25 protein-coding genes and 1 pseudogene are annotated in these 23,654 nt (G+C 60.7%); 13 read left to right on the top strand and 13 right to left on the bottom strand.

What is annotated here, in order from left to right; translation table 11 throughout:
• Positions 1 to 3: 3 nt before the first annotated feature.
• Together HFO99_RS07870 and HFO99_RS07865 are read right to left on the bottom strand one after the other, a co-directional pair.
• Positions 4 to 795 carry an HpcH/HpaI aldolase family protein gene (locus tag HFO99_RS07870; protein WP_222360376.1) on the bottom strand — a complete coding sequence of 264 codons (792 nt, stop codon included), beginning with the start codon at positions 793 to 795 and terminating at the stop codon, positions 4 to 6.
• 45 nt (positions 796 to 840) lie between these two features.
• On the bottom strand, positions 841 to 1,044 hold the full coding sequence (locus HFO99_RS07865; RefSeq protein ID WP_025397500.1) for a hypothetical protein: 204 nt from the start codon (positions 1,042 to 1,044) through the stop codon (positions 841 to 843).
• Between the two features lie 583 nt (positions 1,045 to 1,627).
• Between HFO99_RS07865 and HFO99_RS07860 the strand changes: the two genes are divergently transcribed.
• On the top strand, positions 1,628 to 2,560 hold the full coding sequence (locus tag HFO99_RS07860; protein ID WP_222360374.1) for a hypothetical protein: 933 nt from the start codon (positions 1,628 to 1,630) through the stop codon (positions 2,558 to 2,560).
• A 170-nt stretch (positions 2,561 to 2,730) separates the two neighbouring features.
• Here the strand turns inward: HFO99_RS07860 and HFO99_RS07855 are convergent, their stop codons facing one another.
• Both HFO99_RS07855 and HFO99_RS07850 read right to left on the bottom strand, forming a co-directional pair.
• Complete coding sequence (locus HFO99_RS07855) at positions 2,731 to 2,934, bottom strand: hypothetical protein (protein ID WP_222360372.1); 204 nt, start codon at positions 2,932 to 2,934, stop codon at positions 2,731 to 2,733.
• A gap of 119 nt (positions 2,935 to 3,053) precedes the next feature.
• Positions 3,054 to 3,956, bottom strand: a complete 903-nt coding sequence (locus HFO99_RS07850) for a choline sulfate utilization transcriptional regulator (RefSeq protein WP_222360370.1) — start codon at positions 3,954 to 3,956, stop codon at positions 3,054 to 3,056.
• 139 nt (positions 3,957 to 4,095) lie between these two features.
• On the opposite strand from HFO99_RS07850, the gene betC reads away from it, so the two are divergent.
• Positions 4,096 to 5,604 (top strand): choline-sulfatase, encoded by a 1,509-nt coding sequence (betC, locus tag HFO99_RS07845; protein ID WP_222360368.1) that lies wholly within the window; start codon positions 4,096 to 4,098, stop codon positions 5,602 to 5,604.
• 108 nt (positions 5,605 to 5,712) lie between these two features.
• Here the strand turns inward: betC and HFO99_RS07840 are convergent, their stop codons facing one another.
• Complete coding sequence (locus HFO99_RS07840; RefSeq protein WP_222360366.1) at positions 5,713 to 6,600, bottom strand: sugar phosphate isomerase/epimerase family protein; 888 nt, start codon at positions 6,598 to 6,600, stop codon at positions 5,713 to 5,715.
• 66 nt (positions 6,601 to 6,666) lie between these two features.
• The gene (locus HFO99_RS07835) at positions 6,667 to 8,037 is read right to left on the bottom strand and encodes an amidase (protein WP_222360364.1); all 1,371 of its coding nucleotides are present in this window, start codon (positions 8,035 to 8,037) and stop codon (positions 6,667 to 6,669) included.
• Positions 8,038 to 8,312: 275 nt separating this feature from the next.
• On the opposite strand from HFO99_RS07835, the gene HFO99_RS07830 reads away from it, so the two are divergent.
• Both HFO99_RS07830 and HFO99_RS07825 read left to right on the top strand, forming a co-directional pair.
• A complete protein-coding gene (locus tag HFO99_RS07830) occupies positions 8,313 to 8,591 on the top strand; it encodes a hypothetical protein (RefSeq protein ID WP_018071151.1) in 279 nt (92 codons plus the stop codon).
• Between the two features lie 176 nt (positions 8,592 to 8,767).
• Complete coding sequence (locus HFO99_RS07825; RefSeq protein ID WP_222360362.1) at positions 8,768 to 9,208, top strand: DUF1810 domain-containing protein; 441 nt, start codon at positions 8,768 to 8,770, stop codon at positions 9,206 to 9,208.
• Positions 9,209 to 9,257: 49 nt separating this feature from the next.
• Here HFO99_RS07825 and HFO99_RS07820 read toward each other — a convergent pair whose 3' ends face one another.
• A complete protein-coding gene (locus tag HFO99_RS07820) occupies positions 9,258 to 9,446 on the bottom strand; it encodes a hypothetical protein (RefSeq protein WP_018071149.1) in 189 nt (62 codons plus the stop codon).
• Between the two features lie 72 nt (positions 9,447 to 9,518).
• Complete coding sequence (locus HFO99_RS07815; protein WP_222360360.1) at positions 9,519 to 10,142, bottom strand: TetR/AcrR family transcriptional regulator; 624 nt, start codon at positions 10,140 to 10,142, stop codon at positions 9,519 to 9,521.
• A 127-nt stretch (positions 10,143 to 10,269) separates the two neighbouring features.
• Between HFO99_RS07815 and HFO99_RS07810 the strand changes: the two genes are divergently transcribed.
• Positions 10,270 to 10,485 carry a hypothetical protein gene (locus tag HFO99_RS07810; protein WP_222360358.1) on the top strand — a complete coding sequence of 72 codons (216 nt, stop codon included), beginning with the start codon at positions 10,270 to 10,272 and terminating at the stop codon, positions 10,483 to 10,485.
• 139 nt (positions 10,486 to 10,624) lie between these two features.
• Here the strand turns inward: HFO99_RS07810 and HFO99_RS07805 are convergent, their stop codons facing one another.
• On the bottom strand, positions 10,625 to 11,482 hold the full coding sequence (locus tag HFO99_RS07805; RefSeq protein WP_222333597.1) for an SDR family oxidoreductase: 858 nt from the start codon (positions 11,480 to 11,482) through the stop codon (positions 10,625 to 10,627).
• A gap of 116 nt (positions 11,483 to 11,598) precedes the next feature.
• Here HFO99_RS07805 and HFO99_RS07800 point away from each other — a divergent pair, with 116 nt between their 5' ends.
• The 3 genes from HFO99_RS07800 (at position 11,599) to HFO99_RS07790 (ending at position 13,253) form a co-directional block, all read left to right on the top strand.
• Positions 11,599 to 11,844: a type II toxin-antitoxin system Phd/YefM family antitoxin gene (locus HFO99_RS07800; protein WP_222360356.1), complete on the top strand. Its 246-nt coding sequence runs from the start codon at positions 11,599 to 11,601 to the stop codon at positions 11,842 to 11,844.
• Positions 11,844 to 12,266, top strand: a complete 423-nt coding sequence (locus tag HFO99_RS07795; protein ID WP_222253425.1) for a type II toxin-antitoxin system VapC family toxin — start codon at positions 11,844 to 11,846, stop codon at positions 12,264 to 12,266. Before HFO99_RS07800 ends, HFO99_RS07795 begins: the two co-directional genes overlap by 1 nt.
• Before the next feature lie 138 nt (positions 12,267 to 12,404).
• The gene (locus HFO99_RS07790) at positions 12,405 to 13,253 is read left to right on the top strand and encodes an IclR family transcriptional regulator (protein WP_222360354.1); all 849 of its coding nucleotides are present in this window, start codon (positions 12,405 to 12,407) and stop codon (positions 13,251 to 13,253) included.
• A gap of 21 nt (positions 13,254 to 13,274) precedes the next feature.
• On the opposite strand, the pseudogene HFO99_RS07785 reads toward HFO99_RS07790, so the two are convergent.
• Together HFO99_RS07785 and HFO99_RS07780 are read right to left on the bottom strand one after the other, a co-directional pair.
• Positions 13,275 to 14,476: pseudogene (locus HFO99_RS07785) on the bottom strand (amidohydrolase/deacetylase family metallohydrolase).
• Positions 14,477 to 14,750: 274 nt separating this feature from the next.
• A complete protein-coding gene (locus HFO99_RS07780) occupies positions 14,751 to 15,620 on the bottom strand; it encodes a sigma-70 family RNA polymerase sigma factor (RefSeq protein WP_222360352.1) in 870 nt (289 codons plus the stop codon).
• 126 nt (positions 15,621 to 15,746) lie between these two features.
• Between HFO99_RS07780 and HFO99_RS07775 the strand changes: the two genes are divergently transcribed.
• Complete coding sequence (locus HFO99_RS07775) at positions 15,747 to 16,205, top strand: carboxymuconolactone decarboxylase family protein (RefSeq protein ID WP_024320017.1); 459 nt, start codon at positions 15,747 to 15,749, stop codon at positions 16,203 to 16,205.
• A 94-nt stretch (positions 16,206 to 16,299) separates the two neighbouring features.
• Here the strand turns inward: HFO99_RS07775 and rhaI are convergent, their stop codons facing one another.
• Positions 16,300 to 17,592 (bottom strand): L-rhamnose catabolism isomerase, encoded by a 1,293-nt coding sequence (gene rhaI, locus HFO99_RS07770; protein ID WP_222360350.1) that lies wholly within the window; start codon positions 17,590 to 17,592, stop codon positions 16,300 to 16,302.
• A 77-nt stretch (positions 17,593 to 17,669) separates the two neighbouring features.
• On the opposite strand from rhaI, the gene HFO99_RS07765 reads away from it, so the two are divergent.
• Positions 17,670 to 17,828, top strand: a complete 159-nt coding sequence (locus HFO99_RS07765) for a YqaE/Pmp3 family membrane protein (RefSeq protein ID WP_003547831.1) — start codon at positions 17,670 to 17,672, stop codon at positions 17,826 to 17,828.
• Positions 17,829 to 17,892: 64 nt separating this feature from the next.
• On the opposite strand, the gene HFO99_RS07760 is transcribed toward HFO99_RS07765, so the two are convergent.
• Entirely contained in the window at positions 17,893 to 19,989 is a 2,097-nt protein-coding gene (locus HFO99_RS07760; protein ID WP_222360347.1) for a bifunctional rhamnulose-1-phosphate aldolase/short-chain dehydrogenase, read from the bottom strand.
• 198 nt (positions 19,990 to 20,187) lie between these two features.
• Here HFO99_RS07760 and HFO99_RS07755 point away from each other — a divergent pair, with 198 nt between their 5' ends.
• From HFO99_RS07755 to HFO99_RS07745, 3 genes are all read left to right on the top strand, one after another.
• Positions 20,188 to 21,000 (top strand): DeoR/GlpR family DNA-binding transcription regulator, encoded by an 813-nt coding sequence (locus HFO99_RS07755; protein WP_011655152.1) that lies wholly within the window; start codon positions 20,188 to 20,190, stop codon positions 20,998 to 21,000.
• A gap of 47 nt (positions 21,001 to 21,047) precedes the next feature.
• Positions 21,048 to 22,043, top strand: coding sequence for a rhamnose ABC transporter substrate-binding protein (gene rhaS / locus HFO99_RS07750; RefSeq protein WP_024320014.1), 996 nt, complete (start codon positions 21,048 to 21,050; stop codon positions 22,041 to 22,043).
• 73 nt (positions 22,044 to 22,116) lie between these two features.
• The gene (locus HFO99_RS07745) at positions 22,117 to 23,652 is read left to right on the top strand and encodes a sugar ABC transporter ATP-binding protein (RefSeq protein ID WP_222360345.1); all 1,536 of its coding nucleotides are present in this window, start codon (positions 22,117 to 22,119) and stop codon (positions 23,650 to 23,652) included.
• The last annotated feature ends 2 nt before the right edge of the window (positions 23,653 to 23,654 follow it).

Genomic DNA, 23,654 nt, shown 5'->3' with positions numbered 1-23,654 from the left:
CGTTCAAGCCGAAGCGATCCGGCGGGCGGCATTGATGGCACGCCTGGCGCCGGAGCGCAGCTGCGCGGTTTCCGCGCCGGCAATGACCAGATCGAAGCCGAATTTCAGCAGTTCTCCGGCCCGCTCGCCGTCGCCGGCGAAGGCGCAGGCGAATTTGCCGTGGGCGCGGCAGCGAGAAACCGCATGCTGCATGGCGCTGTCGATCTCGGCGGCGTTCGGCGCCACCTGGTCGCCGTTCGAGAGTGCGATCGAAAGGTCGGAAGGACCAATGAAAATGCCATCGATGCCGGCAACGCCGAGGATGCCGTCAATCGCCTCGAGTGCCGCCCTGGTCTCGACCATGGCGATGGCGACGGTGAGCGCGTTGGCGTTCTTCAGATAATCATCGGCCGACAGCCCGGTATGGTTGAGCGCCAGCGACGGTCCCCAGCTGCGTTCGCCGAGAGGGGGGTATTTGGCGGTCTTGACGAAGGCTTGCGCGTCTTCGGCCGAATTGATCATCGGCGCGATGATGCCGGAGGCTCCGGCATCGAGCAGGCGCGAGGCGGAGGCGAAATCACCGACCGGTATGCGCGCCAGCGCTGGCTTGCCGGCAAGCCGCACCTGGGCGACGGCGTTCGCGGCCGAGGGCATGTCCCACATGCCGTGCTGCATATCCAGCACGATAGTGTCGAAGGCCTCCTGCGCCAGGTGGTTGGCGAGCGTGGCGTCGGGAATACCCACCCAGGCGGAGATCATGCCGCCCTGGTGGTTCCTGATCCGCGCCGCGAAACCGTCGATTTCAGCTGCGCTCATGCCATTCTCCTCAGTTCATTGGCTCGATCAGAAGGGTTCACGGCCTCATCCTCTCCGGTGTAGCCGCGAAAGGACGATCATGACCACGACTCCCAGTCCCGCCAGGATGGCTCCCCAAAGGATCCAGATCGTTTGCCTGATCATGAAGCTGGACGACGGATAGGGAAAATAGCCACTTCCCTGGCCGATCCAGATCAGTCCGAAGATGATCATAAGCACTCCGAGAACATATCCGATCGTTCGCCACATGCTTCAGCCGCCTTCCCTATCGATTCGATCCCACAATGGCGACCGGCGTCGTTCATGACAAGGCTTCTCCTGGGCACAAACGTCGGCGTTGAGGCGTGGTGAGCCGCAAGGCTGCTGCTAGCCACCCAGATCGGCAGGCATCCATGCGGCGCTTTTGAAATCCCGATATAGACCAGGAGAACGAGATACACCCGCCCACTTACCGAATGCCCTCTCTATTACTCATGTTGCATAGATCGCTAGCAAGCCACGATCCAGTACGGGAGGAAGAACTCCATCGAATCTCGCAAATCCGAAGGAATCACAACTCGCTGAAATCACTCAATTCTTTTTGAGGCAGCCTCTCATGCGCTTCAGCAACCCAGCCATGGTCATAGTGATTATTGCTGTACGCCCAATGAATGACTTTAGATTCGTGAAAATATCAATCACTATGAGCCGCGTACAATCCCAACTATCGAGTCCAAGGCCGAACCATATTGCTTGGCTTTTCTTTGATCTCTGATGATGTTGCACGCGAATTCTGCTGGGTAGAGTACGCCGGACATTGCCGTGCTGGAGTTTCGATGAAAAAGGTGGCGCCATGACCCATATTGCACTTCGCTCCCTAGCCAAGGGAGTGGGTTCCTTTGTCCTTCCGCAACTGCGAAATACGCACGTAGAAGGGGGCACTGCTTCTGCGCGCCACTGTTATGACCTTTTCTTTCGCCACTACGGTCACCTAGCGCCTTGGCTGAACGGCAAAAGACCTGAAGTATTGGTCGAGGTCGGCCCCGGAAGTTCGCTTGGCGTTGGGCTTGCCGCACTGCTTGCGGGCGTCGACACGTACATCGGGCTGGATTTGCAAGACCACCGGAGCATCGAGCACGATCTTGAAGTCCTGAACGGTTTGATTGAACTCTTCGGCGAGCGGGCCGCATTTTGGGATAACACCGTATCGGGCGACATCTTTTTTCCGCCGTCACCGACAAACTTCGCCTGGGCTCGGATAGATGGGATCGTGCAACAGCGCCTCAGTGCGGAGGCAATCGACGCGCTGAAGGCGGACCTCGTGAATGGCAGCGAACGATTAAAGTTCGTCGCACCATGGACCGATTTCAACGTACTGCAGGCGGGTGTGGCTGACTGGCTGATGACGCATTCAGTCATGGAACACGTGGACAACCTCGTTGATACCTATATCGCTATTGCCCGGTGGCTGAAGCCAGGAGGGTTTGCGACGCACCTGATCGACTTCCAATCTCACGGTCTGTCAAGCGACTGGAATGGGCACTGGGTTTTGAGCGCGCCCACGTGGACGATGATGCGTGGACGACGACCCTACCTGATAAATCGGAAGTGGCGCAGCCATCACATCAATCTGATGCAGGAGAGCGGCTTCGAAATCCTTGCGGAACTCCAGTACGTCCGCACGGACGGACTAGGACGGAAGGAATTTCGAGCGCCGTTCACGTCAATGCCAAATGGTGACGAAAAAGTTGCGATGAGTTTCTTTGTGACGAGAAAAATCGGCTAAGAGTCGGCGGAGATCATGCCGCCCCGGTGTTGCCTGATCCGGTCCGCAAAGCCGTCGATTTCAGCTGCGCTCATGCCATTCTCCTCAATTCGACAGGCCGCCTGCGGCCAGATATTTCACCTCGGGGAACTCTTCGATGTCGAATTCCCTCAAATGCACGGGTTGCCGGCTCATCCTCTCCGGCGCAGCCGTGAAATAATGACCGTCACGGCGATCCCCGCGACAGCCATGATGCTTCCCCAAAGAACCCAGATGCTTTGGTTGATCATGAAACTGGATGAGGGATAGGGAAAATAACCGCTTCCCTGTGCGATCCAGATCAGTCCCAAGAGGATCATGAGCAATCCAACGGCGTATCCGACGGTTCGCGACATGCTTCGGCCCTTCCATATGAATCGATGCCACAATGTCGATCGGCGCCGGTCATGACAAGGCTTCTCTCCTGAGCGCGAACATATTCCGGATGCAATGACGCGCCGGCTCGGTCTGAATGTCAGGTCCTGCGGACTTCCTCCACCAGCCAAGTGCTGAGCCTCTCGCTGTGAATGTTTGCCGATCGCGGCGGTATCACCCAGTAACCGCGGTCGGGTGCATCGAGCGGCGGCCCGGCTTCCACCAGCATATGTGTGGAGAGAAGCGCATCGACCAGCCCCATCCAGCCGATCGCCACGCCCTGTTCGCTGAGCGCGGCCTGGACGACCAACGAGTAAGTGTTGAAGCTGATATCCCCGCAGCCGGCATGGAGATCGCGAATGACGGAGAATTCGGCAAAATAGCTTCGCCAATCGAACCAGGGCGATGGCATTGGCGAGTCGAGATGGATCAGGATCGCTTTGGCAAGCTGCTGCGGATCGTCGAAGGGGCCGTTGCGATCGAGAAAGCCTCGCGTGCAGACGGGCACGACCTTTTCCTGCAGCAGGAGAGATCCGATGGCGCCGAATTCCGTCCGCGTGCCAAAAACCACAACCACATCTGCGTCGTCACGAAAGCCGGGCTCGAGCCTCTGGGTCGCGACGATCTGTATATCCGTTTCGGGGTGAAGCAGGCGAAAGCCGTGCATGCGCGGGATCAGCCAAAGCGCTGAAAAAGCATAGTCGGTTCTCAGTCTGACGACCGGCCTTTGAGCCTCAGTGCGGAAACTGCGCGCCAGGGCATCGATGTCACCGACCGCCTTGGCCGCGACCTGGAAAAGCCGCTCTCCCTCCGCGGTCAACTCGACGCCGCGATGCTGGCGGCGCAGCAGAGCGACTCCGAACTGCTCTTCCAGCCGCCGAATCTGATAGCTGACAGCCGGCTGCGTAAAGCCGAGAACTGCCGCCGCGGCCGAAAAGCTGCCGAGCCTTGCGACCTCCGCGAAGATGCGCATCCATCCGAGTTCAGGCGGGCGGTCTGGCATAAAATTTCCTTTTGGCAATCATCGAAAAAAGCCGGCTTTACAGGCAGGATGATACTGGCTTTGATAAGATCTGCAAATAGCTAGGGGGACGTTCCCTTCATCGGCCCCCGGCCTCTGAGACCACAGGAGACAATTTCACATGACGCGTCCGAATATCCTCATCCTGATGGTCGATCAGTTGAATGGCACTTTCTTTCCCGATGGCCCGGCCGATTTTCTGCATGCGCCGCATCTGAAATCATTGGCGGAGCGTTCCGTGCGTTTCACCAACGCCTATACCGCAAGCCCGCTCTGCGCACCGGCGCGGGCCTCCTTCATGTCCGGACAATTGCCGAGCCGAACCCGCGTCTATGACAATGCGGCGGAATTTGCCTCTGACATTCCGACCTATGCGCATCATCTACGCGCCGCCGGATACCAGACGGCACTTTCCGGCAAGATGCATTTCGTCGGCCCCGACCAGTTGCATGGTTTCGAGGAGCGCCTGACGACGGACATCTACCCGGCCGATTTCGGTTGGACGCCGGATTATAGCAAGCCCGGCGAGCGCATAGACTGGTGGTATCACAATCTGGGTTCGGTCACCGGCGCCGGCATTGCCGAGATCACCAACCAGATGGAGTATGACGACGAGGTCGCCTACCACGCCGGCCGCAAGCTGTTCGATCTCTCGCGCGGCCATGACGAGCGTCCCTGGTGCCTGACCGTCAGCTTCACCCATCCGCACGACCCCTATGTCGCGCGCCGCAAATTCTGGGACCTCTATGAGGATTGCCCGGCACTTGGCCCGGCGGTAGCGCCGATTGCCTTTGAGCGGCAGGACCCGCACTCGCAGCGTCTGATGAAAGCCTGCGACCACGACGCTTTCGACATCAGCGATGAGCAGATCAGGCGGGCAAGGCGAGGCTATTTCGCCAATATCTCCTATGTCGACGAGAAGATCGGCGACATTCTCGGCGTCCTCGAACGGACCCGCATGGCCGAAAACACAATCATCCTCTTCGCCTCCGACCATGGCGACATGCTCGGCGATCGCGGCCTCTGGTTCAAAATGAACTTCTTCGAAGGATCAGCCCGCGTGCCGCTGATGATCGCGGCACCCGGCTGGAAGCCGAGACGGATCGACCAGCCTGTCTCTACCCTCGACGTGACGCCGACGTTGGCGGGTCTGGCCGGGATCGATATCGCCTCGCTGAAGGCATGGACCGAGGGCGAGGATCTCGCAGCGCTTGCCGAAGGCACCGGCAGCCGCAGCCCGGTGCCGATGGAATATGCCGCAGAGGGTTCCGAGGCACCGCTCGTCTGTATCCGGGACGGACGATACAAGCTCTCGCTCTGCGAGAAGGACCCGCCGATGCTGTTTAATCTCGAGACCGATCCGCAGGAACTCGACAATCTGGCGGCCGACCCGGCGCATGCCGAGATCTTGGCAAGGCTTGTCGAACAGGCCGGCCTGCGCTGGAATCTTTCCGATTTCGACGCAGCCGTGCGCGAAAGCCAGGCGCGCCGCTGGGTGGTTTATGCGGCGCTGCGCAACGGGGCCTATTATCCATGGGACTATCAGCCGCTGCAAAAAGCCTCGGAACGCTACATGCGCAATCACATGGATCTGAACGTGCTGGAGGAAAACCAAAGGTTCCCGCGCTAGAACAGGATGATTCTTGGCCGGGTCGGCCTAAAATCTGAATCCTGTTCTACATTATGTAGTCAGAGCAGATGTCGTCCGAAAACCGCTTACACTTTTCGGCATCATGCTCTAGGAATGAGCAAGAAGTGCTTCTGATTTGAGCCGTCTTACGCGTGGCGCCTCGCGCAGGAAGTCCTCGATGAACGTCTTCTGCAGCAGGATGCCGTCCCATTCATCAGGGAAGAAGGGCGAGTCGTAGATCAGCGTGAAGGGACCGGCGTAACCGGCTCTCTCGCACATCTCCAGGCACGTGCGGTAATCCTCGGCATCGAGGCCGGTAACGCCGTAGTCGGCCTTGGCATGGCAGATTTCCGCCCGGCCCATGATATCGACAAGGCCTTCATATTTGGCTGGCGCCGGCCAGTTGCCGAGGTCGCCGTTGAGCCCGACCTTGCCGTCCAGCCGGTCCAGCAGCCAGTTCATTTCAACGGGCGACGGCAGCAGGTCGAACCAGTTCTCGACGACGATACGCACGCCGCTGCCTTCCGCCTTTTCGGCCAGCCAGTTCAGATGGCGGGCGGCGCGGGTGAGATTTTCTTCCGTCGGCTTCTGCTTGCCGGCTATGACGCGCATCCTCTGCGCCCCGAGGGCCGCGGCGATGTCGATCCACTCCGCCATCCATCTGACGTCGCGTTCGGCGGTCTCCTGATGGCTCGGATCACCGTCCTCGATGAGAAGCGTCTGGAACAGCACGTTCGAGGCCGCCATCGCCTCGCGCAATTCGCTTATATAGGCGGCATCGAGGCTCGGCAGATGGAAGGAACAGACCTCCAACCGGTTGACGCCGCGTGCCGAGAGCGCCGCCGGCACGTCGATCAGTGCCGCAGCACCCGGGCCATAGGGTTCTTTCGCCGCAGCGCTTTTGTCAGGATCGGGACTATGGGCATGAACGGCGCCAAGCAGTCGATGCAGCGACCATGTCGAAACCGCGAAACGTCCGTTTTGCAAAACCTGCACTTGCTTTCCTCCGGGATCTCCTCATGCCATCAATGGCAACTAAATCCCGGCGGTTCAATTGCCAATTCAGACAAAATCGTCGCGGATGACCGGCTCGGCGACAAGGGCAATCCCCAGCAGCGCCTCATCGCGATGGGCGGCGGCCGAAAGCAGCAGGCCGACCGGCATGCCAACCTCGCCGGTGCCGCAGGGAATGGAAACGCCGCACCAGTCGAGGAAATTGCCGAGCGCAGTGTTGCGTAACGTCTTGTTGTTCGTCGCGAAGAACAGCTCGTCATCCTGCGCCAGCGGCCCGATCGGCGGCGCGACATGGGCAACGGTGGGAAAGGCAAGCAGCCGGTCGCCGACAAGGCGCTCGACATCGGCGATCAGGCGGCTGCGCGCCTCGAGGATTCTGAGGTAATCGGGCAGCGTCGTCTTGCTTCCGAGACGAGTACGCATGACGACACGGTGGTCCATCCTGTCCGCGTCCGGTCCGGCCAAGCGTTCCTGGTGAAGTGCGAAAGCCTCCGCCGTCACCAGCGGACCATATTTCGTCATCAGCTCGAATATCTCGTCGAAGGCGGGGATAACGGTGCGGGCAACATGGGCGCCGGCCCTTTGAAGACGTTCCACTGCTGCCTCGAACGCGGCAACGACGCCGGCTTCCGCTCCGTCGAAGACGACGTTTTCAGGCACGATGAGTTCCAGCCCTTGCAGGGGACGCGTGGCGACATCAGGCGCCGTCAAGCCGCGCATCGCCGCATCGATCCAGACCGCGTCCCTGACGCTGCGGCAGAGCGGTCCCAACGAATCCAGGCTCTTTGCCAGCGGATAGACGCCTGCCATCGCGTGGCGGCCGCGCGTCGCCTTGTAGCCGACGATGCCGTTGAAGGCGGCGGGAATACGCACCGAGCCGCCGGTATCGGTGCCCATGGCGACCGGAACCAACCCAGCCGCGACGACGACACCAGCACCTGAGGACGAGCCGCCCGGAATGCGTGGGAGATCGGCGCCGCGCGGATTTACCGGCGTGCCGTAATGCGGATTGATGCCGAGGCCGGAAAAGGCGAATTCGCTCATATTGGTGCGCCCGACGGCGACCATGCCCGCCTGCCTGAGCAAAGCGACGACAACCGCATCGCGCTTGGCCGGCATCTCCTTTGCCAGAACGACGGAACCCGCTGTCGTTGGCAGGCCTTCAATGTCGAAAAGATCCTTCCAGGCAATCGGAATGCCGTCCAGCAATCCAAGCGAGCGCCCTTCCCGCAGACGTCGCGAAGAGGCACGCGCCTCTGCCATCGCCCGGCTTTCGAGCAGTGTGGTGAAGACCGCCTTGTCGGCATAATTCGCGATGGACTCGAAGATCGCCTCGGCCACCTCGGTCGGATCGGCCGCGCCAGCTTGAATGAGGGCGGAAAGTTGCGCGACCGACATCGCGCCGAAGGATTTGCTCATGAGACTATCCAGAAGAAAGATGTTCCTCTCTGGACTACCCCGGATCATTCCGGTGAACCAGAGCTTCACGATATTTTGCATTTATTGGTACGATTTTTTGAACACTGAGTTTGAATATCGCCCCTTCAATTGCCACGATCGAAGACACACATGCTGCTCGCATGCGGACGCGGTTCGGCACGAGGGTGAGAGTTTGCTCTTAAGAGACCGGCGCCGCATGTGTTGCAGGAGTAATTGAAATGACAGATTGTGAAACTTTAAGCCGTCGCCAGGATATGGTGACCCTCCATGTAAAAGAGGATGAAACCGCCGGTTTAGGCGAGCGCGATTATGTGGACCATGTCAGCGCCCAGAAACTTTCGGCCTTCGAGCGCATTGTCGTGGTCGGAGCGCTGGTTCTCTTGAGCTTTGCGGGTTTTGCCGCCTATTCTTCCGGCAATACGGACCCGATGACGACATCGGCCATTGCCGCCCCCGCCGGCGATAACACGCCGCCGCATCCGGCTTACGGCCATTGCCGCGACAGCAGCCCCTACGCTGAGAGGGTCTGCTAACAGGAAAGCCACCGCATCATTCCTTAAATCGGAATCGATTTAAGGATAAAATTATGCGGTAATTTAAAGTGCTACAGCGTCCTTTGCGCGTCTCAAAAGACGCGCGGCGCTGTAGATCGCCGGGCATGGAGACCTTGGCCCAGGCTGCATCGACAGCAGGAAAAGGGAAAAGGACCATGGCCGGTGAAATCGATTATAATCTCGATCGCTTCATCGATGCCCAGAACGGCGTCTATGAACAGGCGCTCTCAGAGCTGAAAGCGGGACGCAAGACGTCCCACTGGATGTGGTTCATCTTCCCGCAGATCGCCGGTCTCGGCACGTCGGTGATGGCCGAAAAATATGCGATCCGCTCGGCCGAGGAAGCCACCGCCTATCTCGCCGATCCTATTCTCTCAAGCCGGCTGCTGCGCTGCGTCGAGGCGATCCTGTCTGTTGGCGGCAGATCGGCGCACGAAATCCTGGGCTCGCCCGACGACCTCAAGCTGCGCTCGTCGATGACCTTGTTTGCCGCGATCAGCGATCACGGTTCGCCCTTCCACCGGGTGATCGTGCATTTCTATCAGGGAAAATTCGACGAACGGACGATGGAAATCCTCAGTGCCAACACAGGATGACTTTAAGCCAGGCCGGCCTGAAATCTGAACCCGTTCCCAAATGAAACAGTTAGCGGCCCGGCCTGCTCTCCAGCGTGGCGATTTCCTCGGAGATCTCGCTCAACCGCTGACGCAGATCGCTGTCGGTGCCATCATCGACCTCTTCCTCGCCGAAACAATAACGCGCATCATGAAGTTCCAGCTTGGCTTCGAGTTCCGCGCGTTTGTCATATAGGCGCTTGAGATAGACGTAGTTCATCTCCCTGCCTCCACATCGCCCCGGTGATGGAAAAACGGCATGGAAGCGGTAAGGTTCCCCCGAAAGCGGCGGTCAGGCGAAAGACGCGATCGCCGCGTGGCAGGCCTTGGCGAAATGGCCGCAGCAGCCGGCAGCGCCCATGGCCTGGCGGCTGACGCGCGCGCCTTCGAGCAGCAGCGTCAACGTATCGGCAAGAAGCTGGGGTTCGCGCGCGCCGGCCGCCGAACAGAGCGCGGCCAAGCGATCACGCTGTTCGGCCTTGTGCCGCTCGATCATTTCGTGGGCGGGATGGCCCTCGCCCTTCAGCTCGATGGCGGCATTGGCGAGATCGCAGCCGGCGGGCTCGCCGTTCAGACATTGCGCCCGCAGCTCCACCCACGCGTCCAGCTGGGCGCGCGGATTGCCGGGATAGGCCGCTTCCAGATCGCGCCAGATGGCACCCGCCTTTTCGGAGGCCCGGCGCAGCGTTTCGCAGACCAGCTCGTCCTTCGAGCCGAAGTGCCGGTAGAGCGTCATCTTGTTGGTCAGAGCCGCGTCGGCAATGGCATCGACGCCGATGCCGCGGATGCCGCGTTCGCGGAAAAGCTCCGAGGCGGTCGAGACGATACGCTCCCGCGGCGGGATGCGATCTTCTGGAACGGCTGCGGAGATTTCATTCGAAGTTTCTGATTTTTTTGCGGACGTAGTCCTTGACATCAATGTGACCGATCGGTAACAAATGCATTGTTACTTACCGGTAACACCACGAAACGCGAAAGTCAATGCCGAGGGCATGGCGGCGGAAAGTGGAACACGGGCGACCGCCCACGAAAGGAGGACCACCATGAGAAAGACCAGAGACGACCTGACGATATCCGAAGCCCTTCACGACCCCCTGATCGCCATGGTGTTGCGCGCCGACGGCGTAAAGCTTGAAGACTTCAAGCAACTCCTGGAGACGGCCGCCCGCAAACGCGAACCGCGCTCGACTTCGGTGGGCAATATGATCGGAGCACTTGCAAGCCGCGCCAATCTACCGGCAATGCCCTGCTTTGGCTGAAGAAGCCGCCTGAACAGCTTGGGGATCTCTCCCTGCCCCCGTCAAGGGCTGCCGTCACAACCAGACGGCGGCCCTTGCCGCTTTAAAGCATGTCGCGCAAAAGTGTGCAGCCAGCGAATCTGAACGACCGCGACGCGCTTTAGAGGATCGGCTTGCCGCCGGTGACCGCGATTGTCGTGCCGGAGACATAGCTCGACAAAGGATCGGCCAGCATCACGTAGGCTGTCGCAAGCTCGGCCGGCTGGCCCGGCCGTTTCATCGGCACCTGCTTGCCGAAATTGCTGACGCTTTCTTCAGGCAGTGTCGAAGGGATGAGCGGCGTCCAGATTGGCCCTGGCGCCACCGCATTGGCACGAATGCCTTTCTCGGCCAGAAGCTGGGCAAGGCCGGCGGTGAAATTCTGGATCGCGCCCTTGGTCGTCGCATAGGCAAGCAGCGTCGGGTTCGGATTGTCCGAATTGATCGAGGCCGTGTTGATGATGGCGCTGCCGGGCTTCATGTGGGCGACGGCTGCCTTGGTCAGATAGAACATCGCATGGATGTTGACCTTGAAGGTCAATTCCCATTCCTCGTCGCTGATCTCGTCGATGCTCTTGAAACTCGCCTGATGCGCGGCGTTGTTGACGAGAATGTCGATACCGCCGAGCTCCTTGACCGCCGTCTCGACGATCTGCCTGCAGTGGGCGGGATCCTGGATGTCGCCGCTGACGAGAATGGCCTTGCGCCCGGCCTGCTCGACGAGCCGCTTGGTCTCGTCGGCATCCTCGTCCTCGTCGAGGTAGGAGATCACCAGATCGGCCCCTTCACGGGCATAGGCGATCGCCACGGCCCGGCCGATACCGCTATCGCCGCCAGTGATGATCGCACGTTTGCCCTTCAGCCGCTCGGAACCGCGATAACTTTTTTCGCCATGATCGGGAACGGGGTCCATCTGTGCCGTGAAACCCGGCATCGGCTGTTTCTGAGAGGGGAAAGGTGGTGTGGGATAATTTGGCATCATGACCTCCTGGGTTCAGGGGGTCAAACTCGGTCCAGGACTTGTTGTTCCAGCGGTCTTGCGGCAGTTTGGTTTTCAGATTAAAATGACTAGAAATTGGTCATCGAGAGGCCGTGATGGCAAGTGTCAATCTAGCGGAAGCCAAGGCTCATCTAAGCGAGTTGCTCAATCGCGTCGAAGCCGGCGAGACCGTCGAGATTTTGCGGCATGGCAAACCGGTGGCGCAGCTCGTGCCTGTCAAGACGCGCAAAAAACCGATCGATGTCGAGCAGCTGAAGGCATTAACCGCCTCGATGAAGCCGGCCAAACCGGTCGATTCCGCGACCTTCATACGCGACATGCGCGACACTGATCGTTACTGATGCTTTATATCGACACGTCAGTCCTCGTCGCCGCCTGGACGATCGAAACCCGCACGGACGACGTGCAGCAATGGCTGGCAACGCTTCGATCCGAAGAAATCGCGGTCAGCGGCTGGACGATCACCGAGTTTTCGAGCGCCATCGCGCTTAAGGCGAGAAACGGACAGATCGATCCGGACGATCGCTGCAAGGCTTTGGCGCTGTTCAAGGAACTATGTTCGACGACCTTCGAACTTCTGCCGATATCGCGGTCGCACTTTGTCGAAGCGGCACGAATGACCGATCAATTTAATATCGGTCTTCGCGCCGGTGATGCTCTGCATCTCGCTGTCGCGATCGGCAGCGACGCCACGCTCGTCACCCTGGACAAGGGGCTGGCAAAAGCTTGCGGCATCGCCGGCGCATATCATCGGTTGTTATGAAATGGACGGTGTCGTGGGTATCACACAGCCTCCGGGATTCAACCGCCGTCACATTAGCCCACACGATCAACCTACAAGATGTTGCGATTTGCCACAGCGACAACTATGCCATAGTAATGTAACATAATGGCATTTTTCATGAGGTGCGTGGAATTGGACGGAAAGACATCCCCCGCGGTTTACTCCGAAGATGAGGGCGTTGCCGACGAGGCTGCTGGCAAGGGCGCGCGCCGCGCGCGTGTCAGCGGTATCGACCGGGCGCTTCAAGTGATCGACCATCTTTACGAGACCGGATCGCCTGCCGGCGTCTATGCCATCGCCAAGGCGGTGAAGGCGCCGCTATCGACCGTTTACGTCATCGTCGACGATCTCGTCGAGAAGAACATGCTGGCACGTCAGGCGGACGGCTCGATCTGGCTCGGCGCGCGGCTCTACCATTACGGCCTTGCCTATGCCAGGTCCCTGGATTTCATGAGCATCGCCACCCACGAAATGCACGATCTCTGCCGCCAGGCTGGCGAAACCGTGCAGGTCTGCGGCCGCGACGGGGACTATATGCTGGTATTGGCCATGGCCGACGGCCCGAGCCATTTTCAGGTGGCGTCCCGCGTCGGCACAAGGGTGCCGCTGAACTGGACGGCCTCCGGTCGCCTGCTCGTCGGCCACCTGGCGGAGGAGGAGCGCATCGAACTGTTCAAGCGCTGTGCCCGCTCTTCACCGACCGGCCGCGCCGAGATCGATCCGGGCACGCTGTCGGAAGCCGCCGGCAAGGCCTTCGAGTCGCGCCTGTCGATTCAGGCGGGGGAATCGGATTACGCGGTTGCCTGCATCGCCTCGCCCATCTGCGATCGCGACGGCCAGTGCATCGCCACCATTTCCATCGTGCTGCCGGAACAGAAGGCCTTTTCCGACGAGAACCACTATACGGCGCATGTGCGCAGTTCAGCGGAACGGATCGAAAAGCTGATGGGCTGGCGCAACCGCTGACGCTTGCCGCGTCAGCCGATCCTACCTGTAGGAATAGCCGTGGCTGTGGCGCACCAGCTTACGCGCCCGCGGCACGTAACGGCTGGCGGTGAAGGCATCGGCGCCCATCACTGCATAGCGCGGCTCGAACAGCTTGTTGAGGACCGAGACGTCGCCGTTGGAATCCGTCGCCTCGAGATCGGAATCGACCAGGTCGAAAATGGTGAATTCCGCTTGCGAGCCGACCGAAAGCCGGTTCTCCATCGACAGCTTGATGACGGATGCCGGCGCATGGGTGACGGCCTCCACCACCTTGTCGAAGGGCATGCCGACGCTGAGCAGCTTCGACATCGTCGTCGCCAGACCGGGAAATTCATCGAATGGCCGTGCAGGTCGGTCGAGATCGAGAACGGTAGAAGCCCGCGCGCGATCGCCGCCTCGGCGACCTTGAACGAGAAGGAGGCGCCGCCGTGGCCGATGTCGAGGCGGATGCCTTCGGAGGCGCAGCGCTCTGCGAGAGCAAAGAGGTCCTCGTCTTCCATGATGCTCGAACCGGCCTTGCCGTTGAAGCAGTGGGTGACGACGTCGCCGGGGCCGAGGATCTCAAGCACTTCGTCATAGAGCGCCGGCGGCTCGCCGACATGCACCATCATCGGCACTTTCAAGATCTTGGCGATCTTCTTGCCGAGCTTGACCGGGGTGACGCCCCAGGACCCGGTGATGACATGGCTGGCGCGCACCTTGATGCCGACGATGTGCTCGCTGTTTTCGGCATAGACTTCAAGGATGCGGTCGAGATCGATATCGCGGATATCCCGCAATTCCGCAACCCGGTTGCAGGCCACAAGACCGATCGAGCCGAGATTGAGGAAGGCCTTGATGCGTTCGCGCGAGGGCTCGATGATATATTCCCGGAAGCCATGGAAGTTCGCCTCGCCGGCCGAACCGGCATCGACCAGCGTGGTGACGCCGCGCTCGACGCCGCATTCGGACGGACGGATGGAAATATCGGTGCCGCCGTGCCAGATATGCACGTGCAGATCGACCCAGCCCGGCGAAATGAAGGCGCCCTTGCCGTCGATGCGCGCAACATCCTGCGAAACCGCGAGCGACGGACCGATCTCGGCGATCCTACCGTCGGCATTGACGAGAATGTCGATTGCCCCCTCTTGTGTGCCCGCACCAAAAGCCATCGGTTTGACATTGGTGAGGAGAAGCGGCTTCTTCGTCTGGTCGCCGGGCATGACATGCATTCCTTTCGAAGTCTCGGACCGGGATCACGCCTCGGCCATCCGTCTGCGGGTCATTATGGAAGAGTAATGGGGAAGCTAGAGATGGCCTCTCAGGGCGCCGTACCGGAAATTCCATAACTATGATACATAAGGCTTTATAATAGAATAAAGCCGAAGACGAAGCTGTCAAGGAAAATGACGCGGTCGTCGCCATCGAGGAAACGTAAACGGCACGCTCCTTGCGAAGCGCACCTGTCTCGAAGATCCGATAAATTCCTGTTTGTTTTCAATCCCGAAGAATCGAATAGTCAAGCCGTTCCAGGTGATCCGGATCGGCGATGGCGTCGATCGCGGCAATCCTGCCATCGGCGATCGTCAGCGCCACCACGACGCGGAGCTGGCCCTTGATCTGCACGACGAATCCGAGATCGCCGTCGACGATGGCGATTTCTGCCGCCTGCGCCCGACCCTTGAAGGCTTCGGCCACGTGAGCCGCGCCGCGGGTTTCGCCAATGGTGCCGAAGCGGGCCGCCGTCGCATCCGGCCGGAAGACGACATCAGGGGCAAGCACCGCGAGCAACCCTTCCAGATCGCCGTTGCGCGAGGCCGTCAGAAAGGCCTCGGCGATCGTCCGCTTGCGGCCGAAATCGACATCAGGCGCTTCGTCCACCCCCTGCACCCGGCGGCGGGCGCGGCTTGCGAGCTGACGGGTGGCACCGGACGAACGGCCGATGATCGGCGCGATCTCGTCGAAGGGCAGATCGAACATGTCATGCAGCACGAAGGCGACACGTTCGGCGGGCGCCAGCGTCTGCAGCACGACGAGCAGCGCCAGACCGACCGAATCGGCAAAGGCGGCTTCGCGCTCGGGATCGTTCGCGGGATCGGCGATCCCGCCATGAACCGGCGCCTCCAGCGGCTCCTCGCGCCGGGTCTTGCGGGTGCGCAGGATGTCGAGGCAGATGCGCGCCACCACCGTCGTCAGCCAGCCGCCGAGATTGCCGACCCCTGTCGTGTCCGTGCGGCTGAGCCGCAGCCAGGCCTCCTGAACAGCATCCTCCGCCTCGCTGCGCGAGCCGAGCATGCGATAGGCTGCGGCCCTCAGATGCGCTCTGTTCGCCTCGAACTCATCGGCCAGCCATTTTTTCTCGTCCATTTGTCACATTCCTCCGCTGCGTTCCGTCAAGGCCATGACGAATGAAACCCGGCCGATGTGACAGCGCCGGCGGATCGTCGAACCATAAACGCATCAAGGAGACATACCATGCAGGAAAAAATGGTCATGCAGGAGCGAATGGGAAATCCCGCCCTGGTTCTTCCCGCAGCCATGCAGGCGCTCAATGCTCTCAGCAAGGTGCCGGCCGAAACCGGTCTTTCACCGAAGCTGCTCGAACTCGTCAACCTGCGCGCCAGCCAGATCAACGGCTGCAGCGTCTGTGTCGACGGTCATCCCCGCATTGCAAAGAAGCTCGGCGAAACCGACGAAAGGCTCTTTGCCATCGGCGCCTGGCGCGACTCGCCCTATTTCAGCGATGCCGAGCGGGCAGCCCTTGCGCTGACCGAGGCGGTGACCCGCATTAGCGACCGCGCCGACCCGGTGCCGGATGATATCTGGGACGAGGCGACCCGGCATTATGACGGCAGGAGCCTTGCGGCACTCGTCATCGCCATCGCCAACATCAATGTCTGGAACCGGCTGAACATCGCCACCCGCCAGATCGCCGGGGCCTGGAAGCCGTAAACGGCGAGGTTGCCGGCAGCGCGTCACCCCTGCGCTGCCGGCAACCCTCATCCCTGATCAGCATGGCTTCAGGCCATGCGAGACAATCAGTCGTTCAGATGATTCCACCGCCGCCGGCAGCGGATGCCGGACGCTCGGCCGCCACTTGTCTGCGATAGCCGCTGGCGCGGTAGACGGCGATCGGGTCGATTGCGCCGCCGGCCCTGCGGCGGGCTTCGGCCAGAATCGGTTCGACATCGGCGCGATAGGCGCGCTTCAGCGTTTCCGACGCCATCAGCGCGTCGTTGTCGTCCTGGTAACCGGAGAGCGCCTTGCGGTCGACGAGCAGCGCCTGCGCATAGGCGCGGCGGATTTCGTTGGCGCTGTTGATCAGGCTTTCGATCGGGTCGGTGACGTTGTGCGACTGGTCGATCATATGGGCCGGGTTGAAGTCGTTGACGCCGCGCTGCTCGGCATCGACCAGTTCGTTGAAGACGAGGAACAGCCGGTAGGGATCGATCGCGCCGGCGTCGAGATCGTCATCGCCATACTTCGAATCGTTGAAGTGGAAGCCGCCGAGCCTGCCGAACTGGATCAGGCGGGCGACGATCATCTCGATATTGGTGTTCGGCGCATGGTGGCCGAGATCGACGAGGCAGTAAGCCTTAGGCCCGAGCGTCTGCGCGATCAGGTAGTTGGTGCCCCAATCCTGCACGATTGTGGAATAGAAGGCCGGTTCGTACATCTTGTGCTCGGAGAACAGCTTCCAATCGTCGGGCAGCGCCTTGTAGATATCCGCCATCGAAGCGAGGTAACGCTCGAAAGCCTTGGTGAAATGGCTCTGGCCGGGGAAGTTCGAGCCGTCGCCGATCCAGACCGTCAGCGCCTTGGAGCCGAGCGCCTTGCCGATCTCGATGCATTCGAGATTGTGCTCGACCGCCTGCGCCCGCGTCGCCGCGTCGGTGTGGCTGAGCGAGCCGTATTTGTAGGAATGGGCCTGGCCGGGCGCATCGGAAAAGGTGTTCGAATTCATCGCATCGAAGCCAAGGCCGAGCGCGTCGCCCTTGGCTTTCAATTCGCTGGCATCCGCCTTGTCCCAGGGAATATGCAGCGAGACGTTCGGCGTCGCCTGCGTCAGCTGGTTGATGACGGCGCAATCGTCGAGTTTGTCGAAGATGCCGCGCGGCTCGCCGGTGCCGGGGAAACGGGCAAAACGCGTGCCGCCGGTGCCGACGCCCCAGGAGGGAACGGCAACGAAGAATTCCCCAACCTTCCGGGTGACTGCTTCGATATCGACGCCGCGACGGGCAAGCGTCGCACCCAGCGCCTCGTAATCGGCTTTCAGCGCGATTGCCCGCTTGTCGTTGTCCGTCGCGACCAGATCTGGCGCAATCCTGGATTCTGTCATCTATTCCTCCCTGGTCGCGAACCATAGGGCACGGTTCGCGTTCAAACGCTTACAAGTCTTCAAACTAAGGAGCGACGATGGACGTTGTCCGCATTCTTCTTGCGATCATCCTGCCGCCCCTTGGCGTATTTTTGCAGGTCGGGATCGGCCTGCATTTCTGGCTCAATATATTGCTGACACTCTGCGGCTATGTGCCGGGGATCATCCACGCGATATGGGTGATCCTCCGGAAATAGCTCCCTCCGTTTGCTCTACGCAATTCCGGACGCAAAACCCCTGCACACTGCTGCTGGAATTGCTCTAGCGCGTAAAACTCTGCACGTTGCCGGCATCGACGTTGATGATGTTGCCGGTCGATTTTGCCGAAAGGTCCGATGCGAGGAAATAGATCGCCTCGGCGATGTCTTCCGGAAACACGTTGAGTTTCAGCATCGACCGCTTGCGGTAATGTTCCTCGAGATCGTCCACCTCGATCTTGGACGAGGCGGCGCGCTGCTCGCGCCATTCGCCGCTCCAGATCTTCGAGCCGCGCAGGACGGCATCCGGGTTGACGGTGTTGACGCGGATGCCGGCATCCGCGCCTTCGAGCGCCAGGCAGCGGGCGAGATGGATTTCGGCAGCCTTTGCCGTGCAATAGGCAGCCGCATTCGGCGAAGCGGCCAGACCGTTTTTCGAAGCGACGAAGACGACGTTGCCGCCGAGCGTCTGACGGCGAAGCAGGCGGAAGGCTTCACGCGAGACGAGAAAATAGCCGGTCGCCAGAATGTCGATATTGCGGTTCCACGTCGACAGTTCGGTCGCTTCGATCGGTGCGGAGGAGGCAATGCCGGCATTCGAGACGAGGATATCGATGCCGCCGAATTCGACGCAGGCTTCCGCGAAGGAGGCGATCACCGCATCTTCCTTGGTGACGTCGAGCCGGACGCTGCGCACGGCGTCAACGCCGAACTTCTTGACGAAATCGGCTTCGGTCCCCTCGAGTGCTGCCTGGTCGATATCGGCAAGCACCACGCAGGCGCCTTCACCGACGAGCCGCGCGGCCGTCGCCCGGCCGATGCCGCCGGCGCCGCCGGTGACGAAGGCGACGCGACCGGCCAGGCTCTTCGGCTTCGGCATGCGCTGCAGCTTGGCTTCTTCGAGCAGCCAATATTCGATATCGAAGGCTTCCTGCTCGGGCAGGCCCTGATATTCGGAGACCGTCGAGGCGCCGCGCATGACGTTGATGGCGTTGACGTAGAATTCGCTGGCAATGCGGGCCGTCGCCTTGTCGCGGGCAAAGGATAGCATGCCGACGCCGGGAACGAGGAAGATGACCGGATTGGCATCGCGCATGGCGGGCGAATTGTCATGCTTGCAGTCGTTATAATAGCGGGCGTAGTCGGCGCGGTAGTCCTCCAGCGCCTTGTCGAGACCGGCGACGATCGCGTCGACATCCGGCTTGGCCGGGTCGAAATCGACGATCAGCGGGCGGATCTTGGTGCGCAGGAAATGATCCGGGCAGCTGGTGCCGAGCGCGCCGAGCGGACGCAAATCGCTGGAATTGACGAATTCGAGCACGGCGTCCTGATCGTCGAAATGTCCGAGCTTACGCTCCTGCTTGCCGATGCGACCGCGGATCTCCGGCATCAGCCGGGCGGCGATGGCGCGGCGTTCGGCAACGACCAGGTTCTGCGTGACCGCGCCGCCGAAAATCGTCTTGCCTTCGGTCTTTTCAGCAAACCAGACGATCGCCTTATTGATGACATCGAGTGTCAGCTCGTAGCAGGCCTTGGCATCATTCGCCCAGGTGAAGAGGCCGTGGCTTTCGAGCACGACGCCCTTTGCATTCGGATTGGCTGCAACGAAAGCGCCGAGGTCGAGGCCGAGCTGGAAGCCCGGACGGCGCCAGGGCAGCCAGCCGATCTCGTCGCCGAAGATCTGCTGCGTCAATTCCTTGGAATTCTTCGACGCGGCGATCGCGATGATCGCGTCGGGATGCATGTGGTCGACATGGGTGAAAGGCACGAAACCGTGCAGCGGTGTGTCGATCGAGGCGGCACGGGCATTCAGGTTGAAGGTGCAGTGCGGCAGGAAGCCGACCATGCGGTCCTCGTCTTCGACACCCTTGTAGATGCCCTTCAGCGATTCCAGCTTGTCCTGGTAGAGCGTCGCGAAACCGTCGAGCTTGATCGTGCCGACGTCGCCGCCCGAGCCCTTGACCCAAAGTACCTTCACCTTGCCGCCGGTCAGCGGATCGGTTTCCATCACCTTCGCCGAGGTGTTGCCGCCGCCATAATTGGTGATGCGCTTGTCGGCGCCGAGCAGGTTGGAGCGATAGAGCAGCTTGCCAGGCTCATCGAGGCCTGCCGCGTAAGCATCATCCCACCGGTTTTCCAGAAGCCGGACGTTCGCCGCCATGTCATCCTCCCATATGAAATCTTCATCGAGACGCAAAGTTCGCGCCCCTTTTCGCTGACGGTATCGCTCATCAAAATGGAGGTTGTCAATCGAAAACGATCAAATTCGATTATTGTGCAGCGCAATATGAAAATCTATGATCGTTTTTGATTGACACATTGTCATATGTGCGAAATAAACGGTCCAAGGAGGAGCCCTATGCACGAACGCGAACGCCATCGCATCATTCTGAGCGCCGTTCAGGAAAAGTCCGTCGTGACGGTTCAGGATATTTCCGAACTGACGGAGGCTTCCGAGGCGACGATCCGGCGCGACATCGCGGCTCTTCATGTCCAGGGCAAGATCCGGCGTGTGCGCGGCGGCGCCGAGGCCGTGCATCCGCCGCAGCTCGGCAATCTCGCCGGCCGCCCCTTCCGCGTTTCGGAATCGGTCAATATCGACAAGAAACGCGCAATCGCCCGCCAGGCCGTCGAGCTATGCGATCCGGGCGACGCGATCATCATCAACGGCGGCACGACCACCTTCCAGATGGTGCATTTCATGGCGGCGCACCGCCTGCAGGTGATGACCAATTCCTTCGCGATCGCCGAACATCTGGTCAAGCATTCGAAGAACACGGTAACGGTGCCGGGCGGCGCGATCTATCGCGAACAGAGCCTGATCCTCTCCCCTTTCGACAATGATGCGATCCGCAATTTCTACGCCCGCCGCTTCTTCATCGGCGCGCAAGGTATTGGCCCGCTCGGCATCATGGAAGCCGACGCGCTGATCATCCAGAGCGAACAGAAGCTGATGCATCAGGCCGACGAATTGGTCGTCATGGCCGATTCCAGCAAGTTCCATCGCCGGTCGAGCCTCATTCTGTGCCCGCTCGAGCGTGTGTCTACAATCATCACCGATGACGGCATTCCAGAGGAAGCCGTCAGGATGATCGAGAATGCCGGCATCAGACTCATTGTCGCGAGCCCGGTCGCCCAGGCAATCAAGGAGGATTCCTCGTCGGTCGCATAAGGCGCCGGGGAGGTGTGAAGAGTGTCAATCAAGTGGGAGGATGAAGCATGAAACTCGCAAAGAAACTCGCAATCGGCGTGGCATTTGCCGTCGCCATGATGGCCGGAACGGCAAGTGCTGCCGACATCAAGATCGGTCTCGTCGTCAAGTCGCTCGGCAACGGCTTCTTCGATGCTGCCAACAAGGGTGCGCAGGAAGCCGCCAAGGAACTCGGCGGCGTCGAGGTCATCTATACCGGTCCGACGACGACGACGGCCGAAGGCCAGATCGAAGTCATCAATTCGCTGATCGCTCAGGGCGTCAGCGCCATCGCCGTTTCGGCCAACGATCCCGACGCGCTCGTTCCGGCGCTGAAGAAGGCGACACAGCGCGGCATCAAGGTCATCTCCTGGGATTCCGGCGTCGCACCTGAAGGCCGAATCCTTCAGCTCAACCCGTCGTCCAACGAGCTGATCGGCAAGATGTGCCTGACGCTCGTCAAGGACCATCTCGACGGCGGCAAGGGTGACTTCGCCATCCTGTCGGCAACGACCACCTCGACCAACCAGAACATCTGGATCGACCAGATGAAGAAGCAGCTCAAGGATTTCCCAGGCCTCAACCTCGTCACCACGGTCTATGGCGACGACCTCTCGGACAAGTCCTATCGTGAAGCCGAGGGCCTGCTGAAGGCGAACCCGAACATCAAGGTCATCGTCGCTCCGACGACAGTCGGCGTTCTCGCCGCTTCAAAGGTTGTCGAAGACAAGGGCCTTGTCGGCAAGGTCTACGTCACCGGCCTTGGCCTGCCGTCCGAAATGGCCGGCGCGATCAAGTCGGGCGCGACGAAGGAATTCGCCATCTGGAACCCGATCGATCTCGGCTACTCCGCAACGCAGATCGCCTATCGCCTCGTCAAGGGCGAGACCGACGGCAAGCCAGGCAGCGAGATCGAAGTCGGCCGCATGGGCAAGATCAAGGTCGGCGACAACGGCGAAGCCGCCATGGCCGATCCCTTCGTCTACAATGCTTCGAACATCGACCAGTTCTCCAAGGTCTTCTGATCCGGAACCACCGCATTAAAGCCCGGCGGCCTGATGGCCGCCGGGATTCTCATTCGACACTGGTAGAAGCTCGATGAACGCCGCCTTTCAACAAACCGCCACGGACAGCAAAACCGGTGATGCGCCCGCCATTCTGGAAATGCGCGGCATCTCCCAGATCTTTCCGGGCGTGAAGGCGCTCGACAATGTCAGCATCGCGCTGCATCCCGGCACGGTCACTGCGCTGATCGGCGAAAACGGCGCCGGCAAATCGACGCTGGTCAAGATCCTGACCGGCATCTACAGGCCGAACGAAGGCGAGATCCTGGTCGACGACCAGCCGGTGACCTTTGCCAGCGCCCAGGCCGCGATCGATGCCGGCGTTACCGCCATCCATCAGGAAACCGTGCTGTTCGACGAACTGACGGTTGCCGAAAACATTTTCCTCGGCCATGCGCCGCGCACGCGTTTGCGCACCATCGACTGGCAGGCGATGAACAGCCGCGCCAAGACACTGCTGATCGCGCTCGAAAGCAATATTGACCCGACGATCCGGCTGAAGGACCTCTCGATCGCGCAGCGCCACCTGGTGGCGATTGCGCGCGCTCTGTCGATCGAGGCCCGCATCGTCATCATGGACGAGCCGACGGCAGCCCTTTCCCGCAAGGAGATCGACGATCTCTTCCGCATCGTCCGCGGCCTGAAGGAAAAGGGCAAGGCGATCCTCTTCATCAGCCACAAGTTCGACGAGGTCTACGAGATCGCCGACGATTTCGTCGTCTTCCGCGACGGCCGCGCCGTCGGCCAAGGCCGACTCAAGGAGACGCCACAGGACGAGATCGTCCGCATGATGGTCGGCCGCGACGTCGAGAACGCTTTCCCGAAGGTCGACGTCGCCATCGGCGGCCCGGTTCTGGAGATCCGCAACTACAGCCATCGCACCGAATTCCGCGACATCTCCTTCACGCTCCGCCAGGGCGAGATTCTCGGCATATACGGCCTGATCGGCGCCGGCCGTTCGGAACTTTCCCAATCGCTCTTCGGCATCACCAGGCCACTCTCCGGCACCATGATGCTCGAAGGCCGCGAAATCACCATCCATTCGCCGCAGGACGCGATCCGGGCCGGCATCGTCTATGTGCCGGAGGAGCGCGGCCGCCACGGCTTGGCGCTGCCGATGCCGATCTTCCAAAACATGACGCTGCCTTCGCTTAGCCGCACCTCGCGCCGAGGCTTCCTCAGGGCGGCAGAAGAATTCGCCCTCGCCCGCAAATATGCCGAGCGGCTCGATCTGCGGGCCGCCGCCCTTTCCGTCCCGGTCGGCACGCTATCCGGCGGCAACCAGCAGAAGGTCGTCATCGGCAAATGGCTGGCGACGGCGCCGAAGGTCATCATCCTCGATGAACCCACAAAGGGCATCGACATCGGCTCGAAGGCCGCCGTGCACGGCTTCATCAGCGAACTCGCCGCCGAGGGCCTGTCGATCATCATGGTCTCGTCCGAACTGCCCGAAATCATCGGCATGTCGGACCGCGTCCTGGTGATGAAGGAGGGTCTCGCCGCCGGTATTTTCGACCGCGCCGAGTTGTCGCCGGAAGCGCTGGTGCGCGCCGCCACCGGCAATGCATGAGG

This window comes from Rhizobium leguminosarum (assembly GCF_019798305.1).
Taxonomy (GTDB): Bacteria; Pseudomonadota; Alphaproteobacteria; order Rhizobiales; family Rhizobiaceae; genus Rhizobium; species Rhizobium leguminosarum_U.
Note: the sequence above shows the minus strand (reverse complement) of the source record. Positions and strands in the feature narration are given on the sequence as shown.